The 23,741-nt window shown below is 43.0% G+C and carries 22 protein-coding genes; 10 read left to right on the top strand and 12 right to left on the bottom strand.

Translation table 11 applies throughout. The features are described 5' to 3' along the window. Positions 1 to 23: 23 nt before the first annotated feature. Positions 24 to 1,016, bottom strand: coding sequence for a porin (locus tag QV280_RS15280; protein WP_152822689.1), 993 nt, complete (start codon positions 1,014 to 1,016; stop codon positions 24 to 26). A gap of 535 nt (positions 1,017 to 1,551) precedes the next feature. Continuing rightward, positions 1,552 to 2,181 (bottom strand): hypothetical protein, encoded by a 630-nt coding sequence (locus QV280_RS15275; protein WP_152822690.1) that lies wholly within the window; start codon positions 2,179 to 2,181, stop codon positions 1,552 to 1,554. A 260-nt stretch (positions 2,182 to 2,441) separates the two neighbouring features. On the opposite strand from QV280_RS15275, the gene QV280_RS15270 reads away from it, so the two are divergent. Beyond that, positions 2,442 to 2,690 carry a DUF3297 family protein gene (locus QV280_RS15270; protein ID WP_023405399.1) on the top strand — a complete coding sequence of 83 codons (249 nt, stop codon included), beginning with the start codon at positions 2,442 to 2,444 and terminating at the stop codon, positions 2,688 to 2,690. 210 nt (positions 2,691 to 2,900) lie between these two features. Then, on the top strand, positions 2,901 to 4,016 hold the full coding sequence (locus QV280_RS15265) for an NADH:flavin oxidoreductase (RefSeq protein WP_152822692.1): 1,116 nt from the start codon (positions 2,901 to 2,903) through the stop codon (positions 4,014 to 4,016). Between the two features lie 308 nt (positions 4,017 to 4,324). Here the strand turns inward: QV280_RS15265 and QV280_RS15260 are convergent, their stop codons facing one another. The 3 genes from QV280_RS15260 to QV280_RS15250 form a co-directional block, all read right to left on the bottom strand. Beyond that, the gene (locus tag QV280_RS15260) at positions 4,325 to 5,344 is read right to left on the bottom strand and encodes a manganese-dependent inorganic pyrophosphatase (RefSeq protein ID WP_152822694.1); all 1,020 of its coding nucleotides are present in this window, start codon (positions 5,342 to 5,344) and stop codon (positions 4,325 to 4,327) included. A gap of 254 nt (positions 5,345 to 5,598) precedes the next feature. Beyond that, positions 5,599 to 6,168 carry a PhnA domain-containing protein gene (locus QV280_RS15255; protein WP_021713767.1) on the bottom strand — a complete coding sequence of 190 codons (570 nt, stop codon included), beginning with the start codon at positions 6,166 to 6,168 and terminating at the stop codon, positions 5,599 to 5,601. Between the two features lie 163 nt (positions 6,169 to 6,331). Further along, positions 6,332 to 7,120, bottom strand: coding sequence for a M48 family metallopeptidase (locus QV280_RS15250; RefSeq protein ID WP_152822696.1), 789 nt, complete (start codon positions 7,118 to 7,120; stop codon positions 6,332 to 6,334). Between the two features lie 140 nt (positions 7,121 to 7,260). On the opposite strand from QV280_RS15250, the gene QV280_RS15245 reads away from it, so the two are divergent. The 3 genes from QV280_RS15245 to QV280_RS15235 all read left to right on the top strand — a co-directional run bounded on the left by QV280_RS15245 (position 7,261) and on the right by QV280_RS15235 (position 9,725). Then, positions 7,261 to 7,737 carry a hotdog fold thioesterase gene (locus QV280_RS15245; protein ID WP_152822698.1) on the top strand — a complete coding sequence of 159 codons (477 nt, stop codon included), beginning with the start codon at positions 7,261 to 7,263 and terminating at the stop codon, positions 7,735 to 7,737. Continuing rightward, on the top strand, positions 7,734 to 7,955 hold the full coding sequence (locus QV280_RS15240; protein ID WP_023405405.1) for a DUF3389 family protein: 222 nt from the start codon (positions 7,734 to 7,736) through the stop codon (positions 7,953 to 7,955). Before QV280_RS15245 ends, QV280_RS15240 begins: the two co-directional genes overlap by 4 nt. Before the next feature lie 66 nt (positions 7,956 to 8,021). Beyond that, complete coding sequence (locus QV280_RS15235; RefSeq protein WP_023405406.1) at positions 8,022 to 9,725, top strand: SgrR family transcriptional regulator; 1,704 nt, start codon at positions 8,022 to 8,024, stop codon at positions 9,723 to 9,725. A gap of 4 nt (positions 9,726 to 9,729) precedes the next feature. On the opposite strand, the gene QV280_RS15230 is transcribed toward QV280_RS15235, so the two are convergent. Beyond that, positions 9,730 to 11,232 carry a protein adenylyltransferase SelO gene (locus QV280_RS15230; RefSeq protein WP_152822700.1) on the bottom strand — a complete coding sequence of 501 codons (1,503 nt, stop codon included), beginning with the start codon at positions 11,230 to 11,232 and terminating at the stop codon, positions 9,730 to 9,732. A 53-nt stretch (positions 11,233 to 11,285) separates the two neighbouring features. After that, positions 11,286 to 12,878, bottom strand: a complete 1,593-nt coding sequence (locus QV280_RS15225; protein WP_152822701.1) for an ABC transporter ATP-binding protein — start codon at positions 12,876 to 12,878, stop codon at positions 11,286 to 11,288. Between the two features lie 255 nt (positions 12,879 to 13,133). Here QV280_RS15225 and QV280_RS15220 point away from each other — a divergent pair, with 255 nt between their 5' ends. After that, entirely contained in the window at positions 13,134 to 13,376 is a 243-nt protein-coding gene (locus tag QV280_RS15220; RefSeq protein WP_152822703.1) for a hypothetical protein, read from the top strand. A 96-nt stretch (positions 13,377 to 13,472) separates the two neighbouring features. On the opposite strand, the gene QV280_RS15215 is transcribed toward QV280_RS15220, so the two are convergent. From QV280_RS15215 to QV280_RS15205, 3 genes are all read right to left on the bottom strand, one after another. After that, positions 13,473 to 14,489, bottom strand: a complete 1,017-nt coding sequence (locus QV280_RS15215; protein WP_152822705.1) for an ABC transporter permease — start codon at positions 14,487 to 14,489, stop codon at positions 13,473 to 13,475. Beyond that, positions 14,490 to 15,581: a microcin C ABC transporter permease YejB gene (locus tag QV280_RS15210; RefSeq protein WP_152822707.1), complete on the bottom strand. Its 1,092-nt coding sequence runs from the start codon at positions 15,579 to 15,581 to the stop codon at positions 14,490 to 14,492. A gap of 98 nt (positions 15,582 to 15,679) precedes the next feature. Then, positions 15,680 to 17,488 carry an extracellular solute-binding protein gene (locus QV280_RS15205; protein ID WP_152822708.1) on the bottom strand — a complete coding sequence of 603 codons (1,809 nt, stop codon included), beginning with the start codon at positions 17,486 to 17,488 and terminating at the stop codon, positions 15,680 to 15,682. 301 nt (positions 17,489 to 17,789) lie between these two features. On the opposite strand from QV280_RS15205, the gene QV280_RS15200 reads away from it, so the two are divergent. Continuing rightward, the gene (locus tag QV280_RS15200) at positions 17,790 to 18,179 is read left to right on the top strand and encodes a nitrous oxide-stimulated promoter family protein (protein WP_152822710.1); all 390 of its coding nucleotides are present in this window, start codon (positions 17,790 to 17,792) and stop codon (positions 18,177 to 18,179) included. Between the two features lie 31 nt (positions 18,180 to 18,210). Here QV280_RS15200 and QV280_RS15195 read toward each other — a convergent pair whose 3' ends face one another. Both QV280_RS15195 and QV280_RS15190 read right to left on the bottom strand, forming a co-directional pair. Beyond that, entirely contained in the window at positions 18,211 to 19,671 is a 1,461-nt protein-coding gene (locus QV280_RS15195; protein ID WP_152822712.1) for a DEAD/DEAH box helicase, read from the bottom strand. A 406-nt stretch (positions 19,672 to 20,077) separates the two neighbouring features. Further along, positions 20,078 to 20,797: a phosphatase PAP2 family protein gene (locus tag QV280_RS15190; protein ID WP_023405318.1), complete on the bottom strand. Its 720-nt coding sequence runs from the start codon at positions 20,795 to 20,797 to the stop codon at positions 20,078 to 20,080. Positions 20,798 to 21,141: 344 nt separating this feature from the next. Here QV280_RS15190 and QV280_RS15185 point away from each other — a divergent pair, with 344 nt between their 5' ends. The 3 genes from QV280_RS15185 to QV280_RS15175 all read left to right on the top strand — a co-directional run bounded on the left by QV280_RS15185 (position 21,142) and on the right by QV280_RS15175 (position 23,736). Beyond that, the gene (locus tag QV280_RS15185; protein WP_447026285.1) at positions 21,142 to 21,735 is read left to right on the top strand and encodes a DUF1439 domain-containing protein; all 594 of its coding nucleotides are present in this window, start codon (positions 21,142 to 21,144) and stop codon (positions 21,733 to 21,735) included. 97 nt (positions 21,736 to 21,832) lie between these two features. Beyond that, positions 21,833 to 22,429: an acyl carrier protein phosphodiesterase gene (locus QV280_RS15180; protein ID WP_023405320.1), complete on the top strand. Its 597-nt coding sequence runs from the start codon at positions 21,833 to 21,835 to the stop codon at positions 22,427 to 22,429. A gap of 38 nt (positions 22,430 to 22,467) precedes the next feature. Further along, positions 22,468 to 23,736 (top strand): DEAD/DEAH box helicase, encoded by a 1,269-nt coding sequence (locus tag QV280_RS15175; RefSeq protein ID WP_152822715.1) that lies wholly within the window; start codon positions 22,468 to 22,470, stop codon positions 23,734 to 23,736. Positions 23,737 to 23,741: the final 5 nt, after the last annotated feature.

Genomic DNA, 23,741 nt, shown 5'->3' with positions numbered 1-23,741 from the left:
ACTAAACAAATGGTAGTGTTTAATTAGAAAGTAACTTTAGCACCTAGCAAGCTTTTAAGTTCTTCGTTTTGAGTAAATTGCTTGCTTACTCCAACGTAAGTTAGGAAGTAATCTGTGAAGTTGTAGCCAAGATCAAGAGACGCAGTGTTACGATGTTCATGTTCATTGTCAAATTTAGCATTTGTGTACGTACCAGACAGAGTCAGTTTTTCTGTGAAATCGTAAGACGTTGCTAGCTCGAATCCTGTGAAGTCATCGCCAAATTGAGAGCCATCTACATATAAGCCACCAACATATAATTCATCTGTAATGTTTGAGCCAAGGCTGAACAATAAGTTATCGCTGTCTTTATAACCGTCTTCATGTGTTTCTTTTGCGTAACCGACACCAGCCTTTAATACACCGAAGTCGTAGCTAGCAGAAGCACCGTAACCTTTGTCAATTTTGGTCTCAATTCGTTGCGCAAGAATTTCGTGACCTGTAGCCAAGTCATAGTATTTTTTACCTACGGCTTCACCACCACCGTTAAAGGCTGCATTCACAGTCAAATCACCGTAGTTACCAATGTAAAGTAGTTGGTTGTCAGCACGGTCAGCAGTTACTGATTTGCTTGATGCTTCAGCACCAAAGGTGTTTAGAATATCAGTGTAGTTAGTGATTTGAACTAGAGCGCCATCTGTTTTACCAAATTGCAATTCATTGTTTTCGTTACCCACTGCAACGTATAAGTAACGAGTATCGTTAGCGTTGTCTTTAGTGAATTCTTTTTCAACAAAGCCACGAGCAACAACATCATCAGTGATGTTGGTTTTAGCTTCAAAGTTTAGACGAGCGCGTGAAGCGTCAGCTTGTTTTTCAACAGACTTGTTTTTACCTTGGTCAGATAGTTGAGCACGTGCTTCAACACGACCACCTAGTGCAAGAGATACGTTGTCTCCTTTGTAAACATCAGCTGCATTTGCGTTAACTGCGAATGCGGAAGTAATTGCGAGGGCTGTTAGGGTCAGTTTATTCATTTTTGTTACATCCTTGAGTGTATCGTACAAAGTACAAAAAATATGATTGAGTACGGAACTAAGACTATATATTTTGCTGAGTAGATATAAGGTGCATAAATAGAATCTAATTTTGAATATCTATTGAGCAATGGAATGCATACAAATGAATTGCAGTGTGGTGGGTGATTAAAATATAAACTCTTGATTAAAGAATAAACTTTCCGGAATTGTTCGACGATTTTTCTTATAAACGAATAACTTACCCTTACTTATCATATGGGATTTAAAGGTGGTTATTGCATAGATATTCGTGAAATATCGTCGGTGTTAAGACTTTTTGTTATAGGTAAAGTTCAATTGTTTTGGCTTAATTGAAATAAAAACAGTGCTTATTTAGTTGTGTATTAATGTCACGTTTGTACTTAATTTCAACACTGTGAGGCATCCCAGAAATTTTAATATTCAAATCTGTATTTAACTGATTTTGATTATTAAATGTGAACTTTGACGCATTATTATGCGATTTGGGGCAATTTAAGCCCCATTAGTCATATTATAATGCATTATGCTCTCTTTGCAGTTTTACAAGACATTCTTTATCTAAGGCTACCTTAGCTTGTTTAAATCCTTGGCTTGGGAATGTGGCTGTGGTGCCAATATCAGATTTTATGATCACGGGAGTGCCTTGTTGAAACTGATCAATCAAAAACTCTTGGCCTTTAGGGTTCTTTGCGCGATACATGCGAGTGTTGTCATTTACCTTATGCACATATTTAAAGTGTACATCTTGTCCGTTGACATTAAAGATGCCACTAATTCGGTTGCTGTAAAAAGGGCCGGTAATATATAGCTGAGCGTGACAATCATTAGGATTCGCGCTGTAGCTGGCAACAAAATTTAGGTCACCTTTGTGCGCTAAATCGTTCCAACCGACATTTTTGACCATGCCATCGCCATGATAGTTCCATTTTTCACTGTCAAACCACGCTTGCTTCTCTTCTGAAAACTCTGGATTTTGGATAGTATTTTTTTGTATAGGCTGTGTTTGGGCAGTGTTTGATGCTTCATCTATAGATTGATGATCGTTTGCTATTGAATCATTTGCAGAAGGCACGCTCTGTGTAGAGCTACAGCCTTGAACAAGCAGTAATAAAGAAGCTATTAATAGTGGAGCCTTAGTCATTGTGCCTTCCTTGAGAGTATTGGTACGGAATACGTTAATAATAAAACGAGCTTCTATTGACATGGTTAGGGGAGTGTCGGCATTGGTTTAGTTTTATGTGCTGTTACTGTCAGCTAATGGTAAGTATTTTAAAATAGTGGTGCGTGGCTTAGCGGCGTGTAGTTTGCTGGTAGAGTGAGTCGATGAATGATGAGTTTTCTTGAGCGCAGAGCGCGCATTGTCTACAATGGCGCTCTCTATCTATAATTCAGGTCATGAACATGAGCGACACTAACGAAAAGCCAACTCTTCCGGATCACCTTTCTGGTAACCCTCGCAGTCCACATTATGTGGAAGAGTGCTTTCATCATAGAATTGGTATTCGACTAAACGGTAAAGAGCGTACAGATGTAGAAGAATACTGCATCAGTGAAGGTTGGGTTAAAATCCCTTCACCAAAGGCGCTGGATCGCCGTGGTCAACCTATTTTGATTACGCTTAAAGGCACTGTTGAAGCTTTCTATATCTAAGCAATAGCCTGTTAAATCTATTATCAACGCACAAGATCATCTTGATTTTGTGCGTTTTGTGTTCTTAATCGTTAAATTTAAATCTTTGGTTATTTATTTCGATAAGCAATTTTTCTTTTGCAGGTTACCTTGCAGCTGTTGTTGAACGTTTGTTTATCAGAGTTTGTATCTACTTGATTATTTAGCAACTTCTATATAGAGGATTGCCCCTTGAGTATTTTATTTTCACCATCGCAAATTGGTAGCATGACCCTGAAAAACCGCTTTGTCCGCAGTGCAACGTGGGAAAACATGGCCACAGAAGAAGGTTATATGACCGATAAGTTATATAACGTTTATGAAGAGTTAGCCAAGGGAGAGGTTGGGCTTATTGTGACAGGTTACGCCAACATTGTGGCAGATGAAAAACCTAACGCTGGCATGATGGGGATCTATAACGACTCTTTTATTGAGGGCTACAAAAAGCTCACCGATTTAGTCCATCAATATGGTTCTAAAATCGTAAAGCAAATTGCTTATGGCGGTACAAAAACTACCTACAATTTAGGTGAGAGAACAATCTTTGCGCCAAGTGACATTCCTGAGCGTGGTACTCAAACGCAAGGCAAAGCAATGACTACTGAAGAGATAGAGTCTATTGTTCAGGCTTTCGCCCAAGCCAGCTTACGCGCTAAACAATCAGGTTTTGATGGCGTAGAAATCCATGCCGCGCACACTTATCTCATTAATCAATTCTTAAGCCCTTATTACAACCAGCGAGACGATCAATACGGTGGCAGCTTAGAAAACCGTATGCGCTTCTTAGTGGAAATCTTTCAGCAAACTCGACTATTAGTGGGCAAGGATTTTCCTATCTTAGTTAAATTAACCGCCACTGAATTTTTTGACGGCGGACAAAGCTTCGCTGAAACACGAACAATCTGTAAAAAACTAGAAGAGATTGGTGTCGATGCGATCGTGGTATCAGGCAATATTCACGGCAAAGCCAGTGACATGGTCGGTCAATCGTTCGATGGATATACCTTACAAAGCGAAGGATATTTCCACGAATATGGCGATGTAATCAGCCAAGAGGTCAATGTGCCTATCATTACCGTAGGTGGATTAAGTGACATCAACGCCATTGAAAGCATCGCTGAAAAAACCAATATTCAATATTTTGCACTATCCAGACCTTTACTCGCCGAACCTCACCTAGTAAAACGCTGGAAAGAAGGGGTCAATAACCCAGTTGAATGCGAACGCTGCTCCAAATGCCGCACCCGCCGCGGCAACTTCTGCGTCGTCTTCAAAAACGGCATCCGCAAAGGCAAAGGGGTCAGATAACGCACGGGGTCAGGTCTTGAAATTTGCAGGTTATGTTTAGATATTGATAGCTAGCTATTCTTTATCAATAAGATAGATAAGGAAATGCTGTTTTAGGAAGGACTAGGCCAAAAACAAGTGCGTATGGGGTCAGGTCTTGAAATTTGCAACTAATGCTCAAGATGTTGATAACTAGCTATTCTTTATCAATCAGATAGATAAGAAAATGCAGTTTAGGAAGGAATAAGATAAAAACAACAAATGGGTCAGGTTTAAATTTGCTCAGTGCAAATTTCAAGACCTGACCCCGCTTTTATCCCGTTTAGGGGTTATTTTTCAATCGCGTTTTGGATTGAAGGGCTGATTTGGCGTTTACGTGATGTTACGCCGTCTAGCGTTAGGATATCGCTAGTAACGTCTGTGTTAAACGCTGTTTTCAGAACTTGTTTCTCAGCGCCGTCTACCCAAAGAAGGTTAGCACGTTTGTGCTTAGTGTCTGTGATAGAGAAGAACAAGTAATCAAGACCTTCAGCTTCTTTGTACGCTTTCATTGCTTTATGGAATTCAGCTTTACGCTCGATAAGCTGATCAGCAGTTAGCGTTTCAGCTACACCGATACCCACTTTCTTACCGCCAAATTCAAAGTTTTTGTAATCCATAGTTAGGATAGCGTCAGCTGAAAGGTGGCTTAGATCTGATTTTGCGATCAACATTTGTTGGCCGAAATCATTGATGTCTGTAACGCCAGCCAGTTTAGCCAGTTTCTCAGCGTAGTGGTGGTCGTAGTCAGTTGTTGTAGAAGAATCGAATACAACAGTATCAGACAAAATAGCACCAAGACCAACACAAGCAATAGACTTAGGCAGAGTAACGTTTAGTGATTCTGCGTTTGCTGCCAAGATAGTAGCAGTAGAACCCCACTCACGAACGTCCATAGAAATAACTTGTGGAGCATTGATTGGCGCGCCGCCGATAGCGTGGTGGTCAATAATAGCCACTACTGATTCAGGCTTGATAGTTGGTGCTAGTTGAGTTCTTTGGTTGAAGTCAACAAGACCTACTTGGAACTTAGAGTAGTCTGAAGTTACTTTTGGGCTCTCAACATTACAGTAGTTAAGAACAAAAGTTGTTTCTGGATTAATGGCTTCAGCTGCTGTTGGCGTACCGCCGTAAAGGTGAGATGCCATGATTGCACCTACAACAGAATCAGTATCAGGGCTCATGTGACCAACCCAAACTAAATCGTCTGTTTTATTGTTTTCAGGTTGGAAAAGGTCAAGAGCGGCGTGTGCTGAAGTTGCACCTGTCATTGCTGCTAGAACGGCTAACTTTAAAATTGTTGTTTTCATTTTTTTATGTGTCTTAGTGAATAAATTTAGGATGAGATTAATCCACTTTTGTGACGGTAATAAGTCAGAAATATTGCGTGTAGATGACTGTGTTGCTTAATAATAAGCCAATAAAATCAATTGGTTAATAAGTCTGCAGTGGTGGGGAGTCTATCGCTAATAAAAGAAAACCAAGGTTTATATGTTGCCGATACATAAATAACAGGTATAAAAAAGGCTCATTAAAGAGCCTTAATAAAATAGCGATTATTCATCTATTTTTTACGACAAAACTCGCAACGTAACCACATAGATTGACCTTCAACTTTACCTGAGAACAATTCAGGGTCATCTTGCGCAAGGCTGATGTTTCTTACCATTGTACCTATCTTAACGACCATTGAAGACCCCTTAACAGGTAGGTCTTTGATGATAGTGACCGTGTCACCTTTAGCCAGTGGTGCGCCGTGGCAATCAACGTGTTTTTTACCGTCGTTTTCCATGCCAGTTTCAGCCCAAAGCTTAGTTTCTTCTTCCATGTACATCATATCAAGTAGGTCTTGTGCCCAACCTTCGCTGCGAGCTAGGCGAGTCAGTTGACGCCATGCTAGCACTTGTACTGGTGGCTCTTGGCTCCACATGCTGTCGTTTAGGCAGCGCCAGTGGTTCACATCCATTTGGTCTGCATCTTCAACTTGAGTGCGGCAGGTTTCACACAGCAGTGCACCATGGTCAACGGTGGCTTGAGTATGAGGTGCAACAGCAAAAGGTTGTAGATCGTGAGTTGCGCCGCAAAGCTCGCATTTGTCGCCGCTACGTTGGCGCAATGTTGATTCAATAGACATGTATTAACCTTGTTTATCTCTTGTATTTGGCGACATTATCCATATTTCGACGCCTTAATGAAAGTAGAACCCGATGAATGTTGATTTAAGATAAGTTCCTTATTTCTTTTTAACATTATCGGCATCATTAATAGTCACTAATATTTGCCACCTTTACCATCAATTAAACGGGCTTAGCACAGTGGGGTTTTGTACCGGAAAATACTGGCAATGCTTGCGCTTTAGCGGTGAGTTCTTTAATTCGAGTATCGTGGGAAGGGTGTGTCGATAAAAGCTCTGGTGTGTGGTTTCCGCCAGAGGCTTTTGCCATATTTTTCCACAACTCGACGCTTTGATACGGGTCAAAACCTGCCTTTGCCATTAACTCTAACCCAACAACATCGGCTTCGCTCTCTTGGGTGCGTCCATAGGGAAGCAGTACTCCGTATTGTACGCCAACGCCCATTAATGCCATGATTTCGTTACGGTAGTCTTGGCTTGCGAGAGCGATATTACTAATTTCTAACCCAGCATTCGCAATATGCGCGTGTGACATACGCTCGTTACTATGATCGGCAAGCACATGCGCAATTTCGTGACCAATGACCGTTGCCAGTTGGTCTTGATTTACCGCAACATCAAGTAATCCGGTATAGACGCCAATCTTACCGCCAGGCAGGGCAAAGGCGTTAACTTGCGGACTATCAAAGACCACCACTTCCCATTGACTAAAACTGCCTTGAATAGGCACATAATCCAAAATGGCATTGGTAACGCACTGCACATAAGCATTAATTTTTGTATCCTTACTGATAGGCAGTTCATTTTTCATTTCTGAAAATGATTGCTGACCTAAGCTTGACATTTGCGTATCGGAAAACAACACCACTTGATTGCGCCCTGTAGGCGAACTGGAACAAGCGGAAATCATTAAAGTTGTGGCTATAGAAAGCACGATGCTTTTAAATCGCATTGAAGGGTTATCCTTTTCGATCTTTGCGTAGTTATGAGTGTATTTATCTGTTTATAAGTGTGGTAGATAGCGCAAAAATTGCATAGCATGAACGGCAAATAATACAAATAAAGCACACCACAATATTAGGAAGTTCCTCAATGACAATATGGAAGCGCGATATTGATTTAGACACGCTCAATGCCACCTCAAACAATACCCTTATGCAGCATTTAGGCATCGTATACACCGACATTTCCGATAATTCGATAACCGCAACTATGCCTGTGTGTGCCAATACCCATCAACCGTTTGGTTTGTTGCATGGCGGAGCCTCAGTGGTACTCGCAGAATCATTAGGCTCAGTGGCGGCAAACTTTTGCTGTGCACCAGATAGCTTTTGTGTTGGCTTAGAAATTAATGCCAATCATTTAAAAGCAGCGCGCAGTGGGGTGGTTACAGGTGTTGCTTCACCGATACATCTAGGGGGCACCACCCAAATTTGGTCGATTGAAATTCGCGACGAAGCTGGTGATTTGGTGTGCATTTCTCGCCATACTGTGATGGTAAGGAAGACGAAAAAAGGCAAACAAATGCTAGAAAAGAAACAGATAATAGACGCTAGGGAACAACAATGACCCTAGATTTTGAATTGGGCAAGATCATTGTCAACGCGCACGAATTAATGATCCGCATCGATGGTGAACAGCGTTTAACACTGCACGCGCAAACCGATGCGATTCAATTACTAGGGCAAGTGTTAGTGGTGACTGACGCACAAAGTCGTTTCTCATTAAAACTTCCTGAAGCAGTTATTGCAGAAATTTCACAAACTACAGGTATACCGGTCACGTAATGGGCCAATATTTCGTGCTAAAATGAGGAAATACCCACTTATTTTTGAAATTGGAATTTCCTCTTTATGAGTAGCCCTCGTCTTAGAACTCAGTTTGAAACCTTGTTTGAACACTTTAAAGGTCAAGATAGTGACACTCGTATCGAAGAGATCACCGAGGTCTTGTTTTGTACTCGTCGTAATGCGCGCATAGTGCTCAATAAATTGAGTGAAGAGGGATGGATTGAGTGGCATCCGTCAGCGGGGCGTGGCAAGCAATCACAGCTTATCTTTAAGCAAAACCGACAAGATGTAGGCGAGGGGTTAGCGAAGCGATACCTTGAAGAGGGGCGCATAGGTCAAGCGCTACAAGTGCTTAACCAAGATGCCAACCGTTTAACCCAAGTCATTCAAGACTATCTGGGTGTGCAGCACCGCCAAGGCCAGCAAGTGGTTAGCCTGCCTTATTACCGCCCGCTGGCAATGCTAAACCCCAGTAAACCGCATCGCCGCTCAGAGCAAAATATTATCCAACAAGTGTTTAGCGGACTGACCCAACTGGATGAAAATGATCACCTGATTGCCGATCTCGCCCACACTTGGGAGAATATAGAGGGGCGTCACTGGCGCTTTTATCTGCGCGCGAAAGTGCGTTTTCATAACGGTCAACTGTTAGAAACCGAACACGTAGTCAATCATTTGATGACGCTGTCGACCTTGCCAATGTTTGCGCATATTAAAAAAGCGTCAACGCCATCGCCTCTGGTGATTGATATTGAATTAACCCGCGCTGATTATTACTTCGATGTGTTGTTAGCGGAAACGGCGGCCAAGGTGCTGCCTTATAATAGCGCCGAACTTGACGATTTTGATCGACTGCCGTCAGGTACCGGTCCCTATCGCGTCTCAGTCAACAATGATAAAAGGCTGATTCTTGAAGCTTTTGACAGTTACTTTGGGTTTCGTCCGCTGGTGGACAGAGTCGAAGTCTGGGTTATCGATGAAATCCATTCCAGTATGGTCTATCCAAGCCTGTCACAACCAATTATCTCAACTCAAAGAACCGATGACGATGTCGCCCTTGATCCCGGCTGTACCTACATCGCAGTCAATCAAGCCTCTGGTTTGGGCGTAGACAGCGATTGGCAAAACTATTTTGCGGCCAAATTAAATACCTTTAACCTGTTTTCTCAGTTGTCAGAAGAAGCCATCGTCGAATTAGGTCTGCTGCCTGCACATGGCTTAAAGCCAGGTTGGTATCACAGCCATCCGCAAAAAGCGCTGACACCGCCTGCAATACAGACCATTAGTATTGCTTATCATAGCGAACATCCAGTTTTCCCGACCTTAGCGAAAGCCATCGCGTCATTGTTAAAACAAGATGGACTGGCGGTGAGGTTTATCCGCTACGAGCATATCCCCGATGATGTGAGCGATATTGATTTGTGGATAAAACCTATGGGTTTGGGCACCCATCGTGACGATACACTGCGCGGTTGGCTACTTGGCTACAGTGATATTGAACAATTAAGCACTGCAGAGCAATTTGGCCATATTCAGCAAAGCATCGAACATTGGCAACAGCTGCCAAATGCCGCTTTTCCCGCAAGAGAAATCGGACGCTATGTTGTGGAAAATAAGCTGATTATTCCTATGTTTCACTGCTGGCTTGGCGTGAGTAAAGATCATTGCGGCGCATTGCAAAATGCCAAATGCAATGCGCTGGGTTGGTTTGATTTCTCTAAGGTATGGGTGATGCCAGAGCACCCTGAGCGTTTGTCACATCAGTAAATGTCTAGGATGAACAACTTAAACAATGGCCTTTTTGCTCATTACTTGGCGGCTGTGACCAATGCGGCGGGCAATCGTGCGCAATGAAGGGGTTTTCCAACACCTTTAGCCATTGCTCTATCACGTCATATTGCCCATTTTCCACTAAGGTAATGGCTTCTTGAGCAAGGTGAGTCCGCAGTAGATATTTAGGGTTTACAGCTTGCATTGCTTGCTGGCGTTGCTTGTCTTTATTGTCGTGGTCGTGAATATAGTCAACGGCTAGGCGTGCTTGATAGCGAGTTAACCATTCACTAAATTCAGCATTATTAATGTCATGGGCTAGGTCACTATGCCAGTTCCTGCAATCTATCTCTGACAAACACCGCAAGGTATAGTGATAATCCAGTTCGAGCTTTTCCATTAGCAATAAACATTCATTGATCAACTCAGGATCGCCATCTTGCTCACTGATCAAGCCAAAACGGGCACGCATTAAACGTCGATATTCACTTTGTACAATAGAGGAATAACGGTGCAAGGCGGTTTCGATAGCGTCAGTATCAATAAGTTTGGATAAGGCGTAGCCTAACGCGGATAGATTCCACTGCCCAATGCCAGGCTGCTTATCAAAGGCATAGCGCCCGCTGTAATCACTGTGATTGCAAATATAACTAGGTTGATAAGTGTCTAAAAATGCAAAAGGCCCATAATCGAAAGTCAGCCCCAAAATAGACATGTTATCGGTATTCATCACCCCATGACAAAAGCCATAAGCATGCCATTTGGCTATGGTATTGGCGGTGCGAGAGACTACTTGCGCAAAAAATTGTTCATATTTATCAGGTGCATTTAGATCGATTTCGGGCATATGCCAATGCATTACATGCTCCGCAAGTAGCTTAAGTTGCTGGTCTTGACCGCTGTAAAACAGGTATTCAAAGTGCCCAAAACGAATATGACTGGGGGCGACTCGCAATAACGTGGCGGCGCACTCCGTTTCTTCTCTTTGTACTAGAGTTGTTGAGCCTAACATCGCTAATGCTTGTGTGGTGGGGATGCGCAAGCCCTGCATAGCGGCGCTGATGAGATACTCTCTTACGGTGGAACGTATTACCGCGCGACCATCGCCATTTCGAGAATAGGGGGTTTGTCCGCTGCCTTTTAGGTGAAAATCCCACTTTTTACTGTCAAGCAGAGCGCAATTTGGCGCAATAAATTCCGCCAATAATAGACCGCGTCCATCACCTAAGTCTGGATTGTATTGGCCAAATTGATGCCCTGTGTACTTCATTGCCAAGGGTTGCCAGTTTGGTAAAACTTCACTGCCTGCTAGCAGTGAAGTCAGTAACTCTTGCTCAGTATTTAAGAGATCGACACCAAGGCGTTTAGCCAGAGATTGATTAATATGAATAAGATAAGGATGCGTTAAAGGCTCTGGCATCACGGGTGTGGAGAGCGAAGCACCTAATTTAGCGTAACTGTATGGGTGATCATGTAAATACTCTAATTGCGCTAAACTTTTCATTAAAACCAATCCTTGGTTGAAGTTTCTGAACTTAATTCATAACTATGAGTACGTTACAGGTGTGACAATGTCACTAATTGTTTGGTGTATTGATGCTGCGGCGCATTAAATACTTGTTCTGTGGCGCCATATTCAATCACTTTGCCTTCTTTTAACACCATAGTATTGTGGCACAGTGAGCGCACCACATTCAGATCATGACTGATAAATAGATAGGTGAGACCGTATTTCACTTGTAACTCTTTTAATAATTGTAGAACTTGTGCTTGTACGGTTCTATCTAATGATGAGGTTGGTTCATCTAATAGAAGAAATTCAGGTTTTAATATTAGCGCTCGCGCGATGGCAATTCGTTGCCTTTGCCCACCTGAAAACTCATTAGGGTAGCGATGCCGAGTCTGTTTATCCAGATCGACTTCTTCCATTACTTGACAAATTTGCTCATCAATTTGTTGCTCGCTAAGCTGTTGATGCACTCGCAGTCCTTCACCAATAATTTGCGCCACCGACATTCTAGGGTTAAGCGCCGAGAAAGGGTCTTGAAACACCACTTGCATGCGACGCCTTACAGGCAGCATCTGTTTGCGATCTAATTGTGAGAGCTCTTCTTTATCAAAGACGATGCCGCCTTCGCTTTCAACTAAGCGCAAAATCGCCATACCTGTAGTCGATTTCCCGGAGCCACTTTCACCCACCAGCCCCAAAGTGTGGCCTTTTTTAAGTGTGAAATTCACCCCGGTGACGGCTTTAGTATGATCAATGACGCGCTTAAATACGCCGCCCATAATTGGGAACCATACTTTTAAATCATGAGTTTGTACCAGATGTGCATTATTAGCATCAACGGTTACCGGTTTGCCAGAAGGATCGGCGTCAATGAGCATCTTAGTGTAAGGGTGTTTAGGGCTTGCAAATAGCGTATGACAATCGGCAGTTTCTACCAATTTTCCTTCTTTCATCACACATACACGATTGGCGATGCGTTTTACAATGCTTAGATCGTGGGTAATAAACAGCATTGCCATTCCTAACTCTTGTTGCAAATCTTTTAACAAGTCCAGTATTTGCGCTTGAACTGAGACATCAAGAGCGGTAGTAGGCTCATCGGCAATGAGCAGTTCAGGTTCGTTAATTAAGGCCAGTGCAATCATCACTCTCTGCCTTTCACCGCCACTGAGTTCATGAGGGTAGGCGTTAATTTTACGTTCGGGATGACGAATTCCGACTTTGTTTAGCCAACTGAGCGCCAATGCTTTAGCTTTGTTTGGGCGCAGTCCTCGATGAATTTCAACGGTTTCGACGAGCTGTTTACCGATTTTATGTAAAGGGTTTAACGACACCATCGGCTCTTGAAAAATCATACCAATGCGCCCGCCACGCACACCCCGCATGCGGCGTTTGGACAAAGAGAGTAATTCCTGATCATCAAAATGAATGGTGCCAGATTGATAGACGGTGCTGGTTTTGGGCAGCAAACGAAGAATGGCATTAGCAGTGACCGACTTACCCGAACCACTTTCGCCCACTAACGCTAAGGTTTCGCCCTTATTTACGGTTAAACTTACATTGTAAGTCACTGTTCTTGGGTTGTTTTTTCCGCCAAATGCCACTGAAAGATCACGAATATTTAAAAGCGGCTCAGTCATGTAAATGTCCTATTCTTTGTGCCATGTGAAGGCTACAAACTAAAAATGTTGAATCGAGCAAGTGAAAACTCAGGTTCATTTGAGTAACAAAATGTACACTTACTAAACAATATTTGCGTATTAGCTCTCAATTTCTCAAATAATGTGTAGCTCTATCAAAAAAACTGATATATGGTTAATTGTAGTATTTAAATACAAACCACAAATTTCAAAACTTTGTCTGGTGATCCCCCTAAACTGACTCAGGAGGCTAAAATGCCAAAAGAAATCTACCAATCAGCTTACAGCCTCGCAAAAGAAGCTGAATTACACCTTCAGTTGCTGCAAAAATGCTTGCGTTCTTTAGACGTCACTATCAACGATTCGTTGCCTCAAGCGACTTCTATGATTGAGAACATCTCTGCGCAAAGCGCAACGAGCCTTTCTGCAACTGCTGAGCTTGCTACTGAATTGCGTGAAGCTATTGCTCAAGCTAAACTTTTAGAGCAAGCCGTTTAAATTCGTTTTTCTCGTATTGTTAAAAGGCGCTGTGAGCGCCTTTTTTGTTGTCTGCGCTACGGTTTTTACTGTTTTTATTAAGAGTTTTCACAGGCTTTACGCTTGCGCATGTGGATCAAAGGCATCTCGCACAGCTTCACCAATGAACACCAACAAGCTGAGCATGATCGACAGTACAATAAAGGCTGAAAACCCGAGCCAAGGCGCTTGTAAATTGGCTTTCCCTTGCGCGAGTAATTCTCCTAATGACGGCGAACCGCTAGGTAAACCAAAACCCAAGAAATCAAGAGAGGTTAAGGTCGTCACCGAACCCGATAAAATAAACGGAATCATGGTCAGCGTTGCCACCATAGCGTTAGGCAACATATGTCGACTGATAATGCGTTTATCACTCACCCCAAGCGCATGCGCCGCTTTAATGTAATCGAAGTTACGACAGCGCAAGAATTCAGCGCGCACCACACCAACTAAACTCATCCAACTAAACAGCACCATGATGCCAAGTAGCCACCAAAAGTTTGGCTCAACGAAGCTTGATAAAATAATCAGCAAGAAAAGGGTTGGCATGCCTGACCAGACTTCAATAAATCGTTGACCAATCAGATCCAGCTTGCCACCGTAATAGCCTTGAGTTGAACCGACAATCACCCCAATAATGCTACTGACAATGGTCAGCACGACGCCAAACAAAACCGAAATACGAAAACCATAAATAATGCGTGCCAATACATCACGCCCGCGATCGTCGGTGCCTAACCAATTAGTGCTATCGGGCGCAGATGGAGCGGGGGTGGGCAAATCGTAGTTGATGGTGTCATAGCTAAAACGGATGAGAGGCCAAACGATATAGCCTTTTTCGTTAATTAAATCTTGTACATATGGGTCGGTATAATCTGCTTCTGCGGCAAATTCCCCGCCAAAATCCGTCTCCGAATAATGTTTAGCAATAGGAAAGTACCAGCCGTTATCAAAGCTAATAAACAGCGGTTTGTCGTTGGCGACTAATTCGGCAAATAAACTCACAGTAAACAAAATGGTAAAAATCCATAGTGACCAATATCCACGGCGATTGCCTTTAAAGCGCTCTATTCGTAATTTAATGAGTGGATTCATTTATCTGGCCTCAAAATCAATGCGTGGGTCGACCCATGAATAGGTGAGATCGGAAATAATACTCAGCAAAAGCCCCAGTAAGGTCATGATATACAACGAGCTAAACACCACAGGGTAGTCGCGCTGAATGGTTGATTCAAAGCCAAGTAAGCCGATGCCTTCTAACGAAAACATCACTTCAATCAACATAGAGCCGGTGAAAAATATGCTGATAAAGGCGCTCGGGAATCCGGCGATAATGATGAGCATGGCGTTACGAAAAACGTGTTTATATAAAATGCTTTTTTCATCCAATCCCTTTGCTCTGGCTGTGACCACATATTGCTTGTTAATTTCGTCCAGAAAAGAGTTTTTGGTTAGCATGGTTAAGGTGGCAAAACCGCCAATCACCATGGCTAAAGTAGGGAGCGCTAAGTGCCAGAAATAATCGATGACTTTTTGATACCAATTGAGCGAGTCAAAATCGGATGACACTAAGCCGCGCAGTGGGAACCAATCTAAATAATTGCCACTGGCAAAGACAATAATCAGCAAGATAGCAAATAAGAATCCGGGGATGGCATATCCGATAATCACCAGCGCACTGGTCCAAATATCAAAGCGCGAACCGTGATGAATGGCTTTTACAATACCCAGAGGAATAGAGACTAAGTAGATAATTAAGGTGCTCCACAAGCCAAGGGAGATGGAGACTGGCAGTCTTTCGACAATCAAATCTATGACGTCGCCGCCTTTAAAGAGGCTTTCGCCAAAATCGAAAGTAATATAGTTTTTGAGCATTTCAAAGTAGCGAACATGCAAAGGCTTATCGAAGCCAAATTGCTTTTTAATGGCGTCGATCACTTCAGGATCCATGCCTCTTGAACCGCGATAGCCAGTAGTTTGAGCGTCTTGATTCGCCACGCTAAGCTCAACTTCTTGACCGCCACCAGTAAAGCGCTCCATTACGCCAGAATCTAAGCCTTCCATCTGCGCAATGGCTTGTTCTACGGGGCCGCCGGGCGCAATTTGGATGACAAAAAAGTTAATGGTGATGATCGCCCATAAGGTAGGGATGACAAGCAAAAGGCGTCGGATGATATAGGCTGACATTGCTACTCTATGTGTGAAATGGAAATAAAGGGGGAATGATTCCCCCTACGTATCGGGTCTTTGCCAAATATTTACGTTTATCAAAGCGTTAGGTTTTATTAACGACGTTTAGCGGGCAGTTTTTGCGCTTTGTCATTGTCAATCCACCAAGTATCTAAACCAAGATCGTATTCAGGGCGAACCTCTGGGCGCGAGAACTTATCCCAACTGGCAACGCGAAAACGACTAGTGTGCCACGCCGGAATGGCGTAGAAATTCCATGTCAGCACGCGATCCAGCGCTGGACCTAATGCCTTGAGCTTTTCTGGATCTTGCTGGTGGATGTCAATTTGCTCGGTTAAATAATCGATGGCTTTATTGTTTACGCCCGCTTGATTATAAGTGCTGTCGATAAAGTGGCTGTGCCACGCTATTTTTAGATTATTGCTTGGATAGGCGTTGGCCGAATAGGAGGAGAAAATCATATCGTAATCACGCTCGTGCCAACGTTTTAGGTATTGTGTGGTATCAACCGTGCGAATTTTCATGTTGATGCCCAAATTGCTCAGATTTTTCTTTAACGGATCGGCAATTCTCTCTGTGGTTGGGCTATACGCCATCAATTCAAACTCGAATGGTTTGCCCGTTTTGCTATTGGTCAGTATGCCTTTTTGGATTTCCCATCCTGCTTCTTTTAATAGCTTGAGCGCAGTACGCATTTGGGTACGAATACGTCCCGAGCCATCACTTGCCGGAGGCGCGTAGGCGCTGCCAAATACGCGCGCAGGAATTTGTTCTTTCAGTGGCGTTAATATTTCAAGCTCTGCAGCACTGGGCGCGTTTTTTGCTTGGTAAATGGTGTTTTGGAAATAGCTGCTAGTGCGAGTGTATTGTTGGTAGAACATATTTTTGTTCATCCACTCAAAATCAAGGGCGTAGGTGAGCGCCTCGCGCACTTTGGGATCTTTAAAAATATCGCTTTCGGTATTGTAGATAAAACCTTGCATGCCACGTGGCATGGTATTGCTGATCTCTTCTTTAACAATATAACCTTTGTCAAAATTGCTGCCGGTATAAGAGGTTGCCCAAAACTTGGCGGTGCCTTCTTGCCTAAGATCGTATTCACCGGCTTTAAAAGCTTCTAGCATCACAGTGTCGTCACGATAGTAATCGTATTGAATGGTATCGAAATTGTTTCTGCCGACATTCACCGGCAGATCTTGCGCCCAATAATCCTTTACGCGAGTGTAAGTGATACTTTGACCGGGTTTAAATGAGTCAACTTTATACGGGCCACTGCCTACAGGCGGCTGTGACAGCGGCTGACTTAAATCCTTGTCTTGCCAAAAATGAGCGGGTAATACGGCGCTTCCTTGTACAAATGAAAACAATACGTCTCTGTCGGATTGCTTCATTTCAATGCGTACGGTTTTATCGTTTAACGCTTTGACGGACTTAATGTTTTTATAATAAGTTTTGTATTGTGGTACACCTTGCTCAACAAACTTTTGGAAGGTAAATTCCACATCTTTTGCAGTAATCGCGACACCGTCATGAAACTTTGCCTTGGGATTAATATCCACTTCCATCCATGTGTAATCGTCACTGTAACGCAGCTTTTCAGCGATTAATGGATAGGAGGTATTAATTTCGTCGGTCGGTGAGAACATCAAGGTATCGTACAGTTCACCTGTCATAGCCCCAGGTTTGCCCCGCGAACCATAGCGGTTAAAGCTGTCGTAGGTGCCGATTGCACCATAGGTTACATGACCGCCTTTTGGCGCTTTAGGATTTACGTAATCAAGATGGGTAAAATTAGCAGGATATTTAGCCTCACCAAAGCCTGATAAATGTGTAGATTCAATCACCTGCGCGTGAAGCCATGGTGAACAAAAAATAGCAGCTATGATCAGCGTCCTTTCTAGCATGTCGCTCTCCGTTTCCCTAAAAATGTGCGTACTGATGATGAGTTTTATACCAATATGATACGCAACTAGTTGTGCTTATTATCCTATTATCTTAGCTAAAACACAGCTAAGTATTTCAATAATAGTGATAAATATTTGGTTAATTTTTGATTAAATAGCTGAGGTGCTGTGTACAAAAGGCATAAGTGAGGGTTTATTGAACAGTTATGGCATAAGCCTGTAGCAAAAATGGAAGTGGTTGATGGTTTTTAAGAAGGTTAAAGGTATATACTAAATGTATGTATCGGTATGAGATTTGGCAATGCAAAAACAGTTAGACGAGATTTTAAGCGGTGAGTTGCTAAAAGAGCACAAAACCGTGCATGCCATGATTAAGATCTACTGCGCTAAACATCATCAAACGGTACATGGCTTATGCGGTGAGTGTAGCGAACTTAGTGACTACGCAAAAACAAAATTAGACCGCTGCGTATTTGGGCAAAATAAACCAACCTGTAATCGATGTCCTGTGCATTGCTATCGACCTGAACAAAAAGAACAGATGAGAACGGTGATGCGTTTTTCTGGCCCTAGAATGCTATTAAAGCATCCTCTATTAGCTATTCGACATTTAAGGCATGAAAAAAAGCCTGCCCCTGAAGTGCCAAAACAAAATGTTTCGAATCGACACTTAAGAAAGCAGGCTAAATAATACTAATGCAATAGAGCGCTAAAAAACGCTTCTAGCGGTTACCACCGGAGTTGTTGTTCGCAGTATGATTGCGTTGCGGACGACGACGTCTTGGCTTATTGGCGCCATCATTTGCAACAGATGGCGCATTGCCCTTAGCGCTGCTATTCCCTTGCGACTGATTTTTAGTATTACCTTGCGTATTACCCTGACTGCTACCCTGTGGCGTGCGCTTTGCAGAGGGGCGTCGGCCTCTATTCGCAGGTTTGTTTCCACTTGAATTGTCGCCGGAACGTTGTCCGTCTTTATGTCCAGTTCTTGGTCGTTTTGGCTTGCTAGAGCGAATAGGGCGAGCATTAAGGTTCGACTCTGGAATTGGATGGACCGGTAGGAAACCAGGCATTACGTGACGCTCTAGCACTTTGCCGATTAGACGTTCTATCGAAAACAACTCTGAGGCTTCATCTATACAGACTAATGAATAGGCTTTGCCTGTTTCTCCAGCACGACCAGTACGACCGATGCGGTGTACATAGTCTTCAGATACGTGAGGTAAATCAAAGTTAACCACTTGCGGCAATTGTGGGATATCTAAACCTCTAGCGGCGATATCAGTTGCTACTAACACACGAATTTTACCTGTTTTAAACTCTTCAAGTGCTTTAGTACGTGCACCTTGGCTTTTATTACCGTGGATAGGGAGTGCAGAGATACCTTCTGCGTCTAGGTAACGAGCAAGGCGATTGGCGCCGTGTTTAGTTTTGCTAAACACCAATACTTGTTGCCAATTTCCTTCCTTGATTAAATTAGCCAAAATTGCCGATTTTTGCTTCTTATCTGCAACGTAAATACTTTGCTCAACTAATTGAGTGGTTGAGTTAGGTGGACTAACCGACACTTCGACCGGGTTATTAACCAAGCCGCGTGCTAAGTCACGAATTTCAGGTGAAAAGGTCGCTGAAAACAGTAGGTTTTGACGCTGTTTTGGTAGCAAATCAAGAATTCGTTTTATGTCACGAAAGAAGCCCATATCCAACATACGGTCAGCTTCATCAAGTACTAACACTTCTAGCTGCGAAAACTTCACTGCGTTTTGGTTATATAAATCTATTAGACGTCCTGGCGTTGCCACTAATACGTCACAACCTTTGCGAAGATTGGCAATTTGCGGGTTAATTTTTACTCCACCAAATACAACCGTTGAAGTGGTTTCAAGGTGCGCACCATATTGAACCACACTTTCATGCACTTGCGCGGCTAATTCTCGAGTCGGCGTTAATATTAACGCTCTTACATGATTTCCCTTAGGTCTTGGGCCTGAGCTTAATCTTTCTAACAATGGCAAACTGAAACCGCCGGTTTTACCGGTACCGGTTTGCGCTGCTGCCATGACGTCTTTACCTGCAATAATGGCAGGGATGGCTTTTTCTTGGATAGGAGAAGCCTTTGTATAACCTAGATCGTCAATAGCGCGAAGAATAGGGGCAGATAGACCAAGGGAGTCAAAACTCATAGATGTTCTCGATGTGAAAGGGTGGAGGCGGATTTGCCTGCAAACTAAGAAACTAGTAGGAGCGTAGTTGAATAATACCAATCACACTAAGTAAGTGATCAGAACTAGCGCAGGAAAAATGTTCGAGAACAAGGCAGAATTTTTGATAAGTAGTTATTCTACAATCAAAAATTCTAACGCCGTTATCGAGCATTTTAACAAGCTAGAATGACCAGTTATTTAGTACGATTGGTATAAAGTACAAAACGCTCACCTTCTTGGGAAGGAGCGCTATTTTGCGTTCTTTCAGCGGATACATCAATAAGAATCTATCTAGCAGACCACAACAGTGCTTATTAATGAATGAAAAAGGGGTGATTTGTTAACAAATCACCCCTTAATGTGCTTTATCTCGATATTGCTTAACTTAGGCTGAGGGTTTGCCAGAGGATGGCGCAGGAATAAATATGGCGATAACCCCAACCACTAGCGCGGAGCCAATAAGATCTTCTGGTCGATGCATGCCAAGCCATAAACGACTGTACGCAACGCCTAACCCCCATAACAACAAAATAGAAAGGGCAAGGTATTGTTTACGCTGCACAAATAAACCGCCAAAGAAGAATAAACACAGCGCCACAAATACAGTATGTCCAGATGGGAACGAGTAATCTGTTTCACCTTGCCAGTGAATGGTGCGCCAGTGCGATACACTGTTTGACGCCTGATCTATGACGGCGTTTTGATCCGGCATATCGAGGTGATAGAAATCTTGTGGAGAATCGACCAAATGTAATTGTGTCAAGGCTTCGGTGTAAGGACGAGGGCTTTGAGTCACTTTTTTAAGCAGTGATTTTGCACCAAAAGAGAGCACAAGTAACACGCCAAGCTGTACCATTAAGATGAACAGACGTTTTTTTGTTGGTGTTTTTAGTGCAATAGCAATGACTAAAACGGCTAATGTAATTAAGAACCCTTGCGAGCCTGCAGAGTAGGTCAGATAGGTAAATATGGCCCCTAATGTACTTGAATCGGAATGTAATAGATCGATTGCAGGGATTAATGAGGTAAAAATAGCGACGGCAATGAGAAATACGCCTACCACTAACAGACCACTAATATTATTTTTCCAGTACTGTAAATTCATCTTGCCTATAACTCTTAATGTATTCGTATGAATAGTATGTTGATTTGAATAGTGTAACGTGATGCAAAGTAAGCACGTAAAACTGAAACTAATATTTCGTCCAGATGCTGATTATATGGACAATTATCCGTTGTTTAGCGTGTTATTTTAAACTTGCAGTAGAGAATACCTGAAATTAATCTCTGCTATTGTCAATGTGAGGCTAGTTTTAACCGCTTAACGCCTATATTTGACCTGTATTATGACTTCATTATGGCAATGCCAAGTATATAACCTTCCTTGACAGTTATTACGATTAACACTTAGCTGTAATGATCTGCGATGGCACGATAGAGCGAATCTCAATGAACAAAATGACGATACATCAACACAAAACAGCAGCACTGTTGTCACTATTATCACGATTGCTACTGCTTAGCATCACTATTGTGCTTAGTGGTTGTGCCACCTATAGCGTGTCAGAAAAAGAGATGACTGAATATTTACATGACAATGTTAGTTTCAATCAGTCTGTTGGGGTTGAAAACCTTATGTATGCGCAAGTTTCAGTGACCGACCTTGAAGTGAAAATTGGGCGCAGCGATGCTAACCGAATAGCTGTGTTTGCCAATACTATCGCTAACGTACAACTGTTTGATTCGCCAAAGCAACGTTTGGATTTGGATCTCGAATTTAGCGCAGTGCCTCATTACGATGCCAAAACAGGCGAAGTATTTTTGCAATCCATTCGCCTAGAAAAATTCACGGAAAATGGCACACCATTACCCGCAGACATAAAACGACTTATTAAACCAGCGGTCTCTATGATTGGCTATGGCTTGTCGCAAAAACCAGTGTATAAGCTCGATAGCAATGTATTGCAACAAGCACTGATTAAATCCGCTGAACCTAATTTGGTGATTAGAGACAATAAGTTGGTCATTGAGCTGTTTGATTAAGCTTTTTGGTTAAGTGGAGAGTGCTGCGATATAGATATAGCGAAATAACATGCTCTTGGTTCAAACCGTAGCATCAACCTTTAGGGAAAGTGACAACATGAACTTTTTAGGCCATTTACATTTAGCGCATGTGAGCAATAGCAGTTTATTAGGCAATCTGCTAGGGGATTTTGTGCGTGGTAATCCGCAAGGGCATTATCCGCCAAAGGTGACTCATGGTATTCGCTTGCATCGATTTATCGACAGTTTTACCGACAGTCACCCTGCAATTGCCGCTATCAAGCCTCTATTTGGCGAACGTCGCCGCTATGCACCGATAGCGTTAGACGTGTTTTGGGATCACTGTCTTGTGCAGCATTGGGATAAGTTTCATCAACAATCACTAGCTCAGTTTTGTGAGCATGCCCAGCAACTGACCCATCCTAAGTTCATTCATTCTGCGCCGGATATCATTCTTCCTGAGCGTTATCAAAAAGTGATCACTAGCATGTGGGATGGCGGCTGGATTTATTCTTATCAAGATCTGGATAACGTCGGCTTTGCCCTTAGCCGAATGTCGCAGCGCAGTGTCCGAATGGCGCCTTTATCCGATTGCTTTGCAACATTACAACAGCACTACCAAACGCTCGACCAAGTGTTTCTCGATTTTTATCCAGAGGTGATAGAGGCTGTAACTGAGGCTAAATTAAAGTAGAATCCCTGCCTTAAAGAAAACATCCAACGGAATCCTGTATGCCTGCATCCCAATTTGCCGACCTTGGTCTTGAAACCTCTCTTGTTGAACACTTAGAGAAACTGAACATAGTGACACCAACACCGGTACAAGCCGAAGGCATTGTGCATGTGCTTGAGGGGCGAGATGTGTTAGCCGCGGCGCAAACAGGTACTGGCAAAACAGCCGCTTTTGGATTGCCGATCATTCAAAAGCTGATGGGTGAGATCACCGCTCATAATCCGCAGTCGCAATGCAAAGTTAAAGCTCTCGTTTTAGTGCCAACCCGTGAACTGGCGCAGCAAGTGTTTGATGCGATTACTGAGTATGCTAAGCCAACGGAGCTAAAAACCGTGGTGGTGTACGGCGGCACTAGCTTTAATGTGCAAGTGACCAATCTTAATCGTGGTTGTGACATTTTAATCGCCACTCCGGGAAGATTGCTTGATCACCTGTTTAATAAAAACCTCACTTTGCAATACACCCAGTATTTAGTGCTTGATGAAGCAGACCGCATGTTGGATATGGGTTTTATGCCCGATATTAAACGCATTTTGCAAAAGCTAAACAGTGACCGTCAAACTCTGTTTTTCTCCGCAACTTTTAAAAAAGCGGTTAAAAATCTTGCGTACAAAATCTTAAATAACCCTGTAGAAGTGGAAGTGAGCCCTGCCAACTCGACGGCGGATAGTGTTGAACAAATCGTTTATCCAGTGGATAAAAAGCGTAAACGTGAATTGTTGTCGTATCTAATTGGTTCTCGTAATTGGCAACAAGTATTGGTGTTTACCCGAACCAAAGAGGGCGCGGAAGCACTGGCAAAAGAGCTAAAACTGGATGGCATCCAAGCCGCTTCAATTCATGGTGATAAAAGCCAAGGCGCCAGACAGCGTGCGTTAGATGAGTTTAAAGCAGGCAAAGTGCGCGCGCTGGTGGCAACGGATGTGGCTGCTCGTGGCATCGATGTTAAAGAGTTAGAACACGTCATCAATTATGATATGCCATACAAAGCCGAAGATTATGTGCACCGCATTGGTCGCAGTGGCCGCGCTGGTAACGTGGGGCATGCTGTGTCTTTTATGAGTCACAATGAGCAATATCTTTTAGAAGCCATTGAGCGATTGCTGGACCAGAAATTACCGCAAGAGTGGTTAGCCGGATTTGAGCCAAGCCCAGATTCAGAAGTGTTTGAAGAAAACGCGCCTCGTCGCAGTCGCAGCTCTGAAAAGCGTAAGCTGAAAGCAAAACTAGGCGTACATAAAAATCGTGGTAAGAATCGCCGCCGTTAATAGGG

The sequence above is a fragment of the Vibrio sp. B1Z05 genome, from assembly GCF_052955985.1.
This window is presented reverse-complemented; position numbering and strand designations above follow the sequence as displayed.

Coding starts and splice junctions, on each gene's coding strand:
- QV280_RS15225 (WP_152822701.1), bottom strand. CDS start 12,878: ATGACTGAGCCGCTTTTAAATATTCGTGATCTTTCAGTGGCATTTGGC.
- QV280_RS15260 (WP_152822694.1), bottom strand. CDS start 5,344: ATGAAAACAACAATTTTAAAGTTAGCCGTTCTAGCAGCAATGACAGGT.
- QV280_RS15205 (WP_152822708.1), bottom strand. CDS start 17,488: ATGCTAGAAAGGACGCTGATCATAGCTGCTATTTTTTGTTCACCATGG.
- QV280_RS15240 (WP_023405405.1), top strand. CDS start 7,734: ATGACCCTAGATTTTGAATTGGGCAAGATCATTGTCAACGCGCACGAA.
- QV280_RS15250 (WP_152822696.1), bottom strand. CDS start 7,120: ATGCGATTTAAAAGCATCGTGCTTTCTATAGCCACAACTTTAATGATT.
- QV280_RS15185 (WP_447026285.1), top strand. CDS start 21,142: ATGAACAAAATGACGATACATCAACACAAAACAGCAGCACTGTTGTCA.
- QV280_RS15235 (WP_023405406.1), top strand. CDS start 8,022: ATGAGTAGCCCTCGTCTTAGAACTCAGTTTGAAACCTTGTTTGAACAC.
- QV280_RS15230 (WP_152822700.1), bottom strand. CDS start 11,232: ATGAAAAGTTTAGCGCAATTAGAGTATTTACATGATCACCCATACAGT.
- QV280_RS15195 (WP_152822712.1), bottom strand. CDS start 19,671: ATGAGTTTTGACTCCCTTGGTCTATCTGCCCCTATTCTTCGCGCTATT.
- QV280_RS15190 (WP_023405318.1), bottom strand. CDS start 20,797: ATGAATTTACAGTACTGGAAAAATAATATTAGTGGTCTGTTAGTGGTA.
- QV280_RS15220 (WP_152822703.1), top strand. CDS start 13,134: ATGCCAAAAGAAATCTACCAATCAGCTTACAGCCTCGCAAAAGAAGCT.
- QV280_RS15275 (WP_152822690.1), bottom strand. CDS start 2,181: ATGACTAAGGCTCCACTATTAATAGCTTCTTTATTACTGCTTGTTCAA.
- QV280_RS15255 (WP_021713767.1), bottom strand. CDS start 6,168: ATGTCTATTGAATCAACATTGCGCCAACGTAGCGGCGACAAATGCGAG.
- QV280_RS15175 (WP_152822715.1), top strand. CDS start 22,468: ATGCCTGCATCCCAATTTGCCGACCTTGGTCTTGAAACCTCTCTTGTT.
- QV280_RS15200 (WP_152822710.1), top strand. CDS start 17,790: ATGCAAAAACAGTTAGACGAGATTTTAAGCGGTGAGTTGCTAAAAGAG.
- QV280_RS15210 (WP_152822707.1), bottom strand. CDS start 15,581: ATGTCAGCCTATATCATCCGACGCCTTTTGCTTGTCATCCCTACCTTA.
- QV280_RS15280 (WP_152822689.1), bottom strand. CDS start 1,016: ATGAATAAACTGACCCTAACAGCCCTCGCAATTACTTCCGCATTCGCA.
- QV280_RS15215 (WP_152822705.1), bottom strand. CDS start 14,489: ATGAATCCACTCATTAAATTACGAATAGAGCGCTTTAAAGGCAATCGC.
- QV280_RS15245 (WP_152822698.1), top strand. CDS start 7,261: ATGACAATATGGAAGCGCGATATTGATTTAGACACGCTCAATGCCACC.
- QV280_RS15270 (WP_023405399.1), top strand. CDS start 2,442: ATGAGCGACACTAACGAAAAGCCAACTCTTCCGGATCACCTTTCTGGT.
- QV280_RS15180 (WP_023405320.1), top strand. CDS start 21,833: ATGAACTTTTTAGGCCATTTACATTTAGCGCATGTGAGCAATAGCAGT.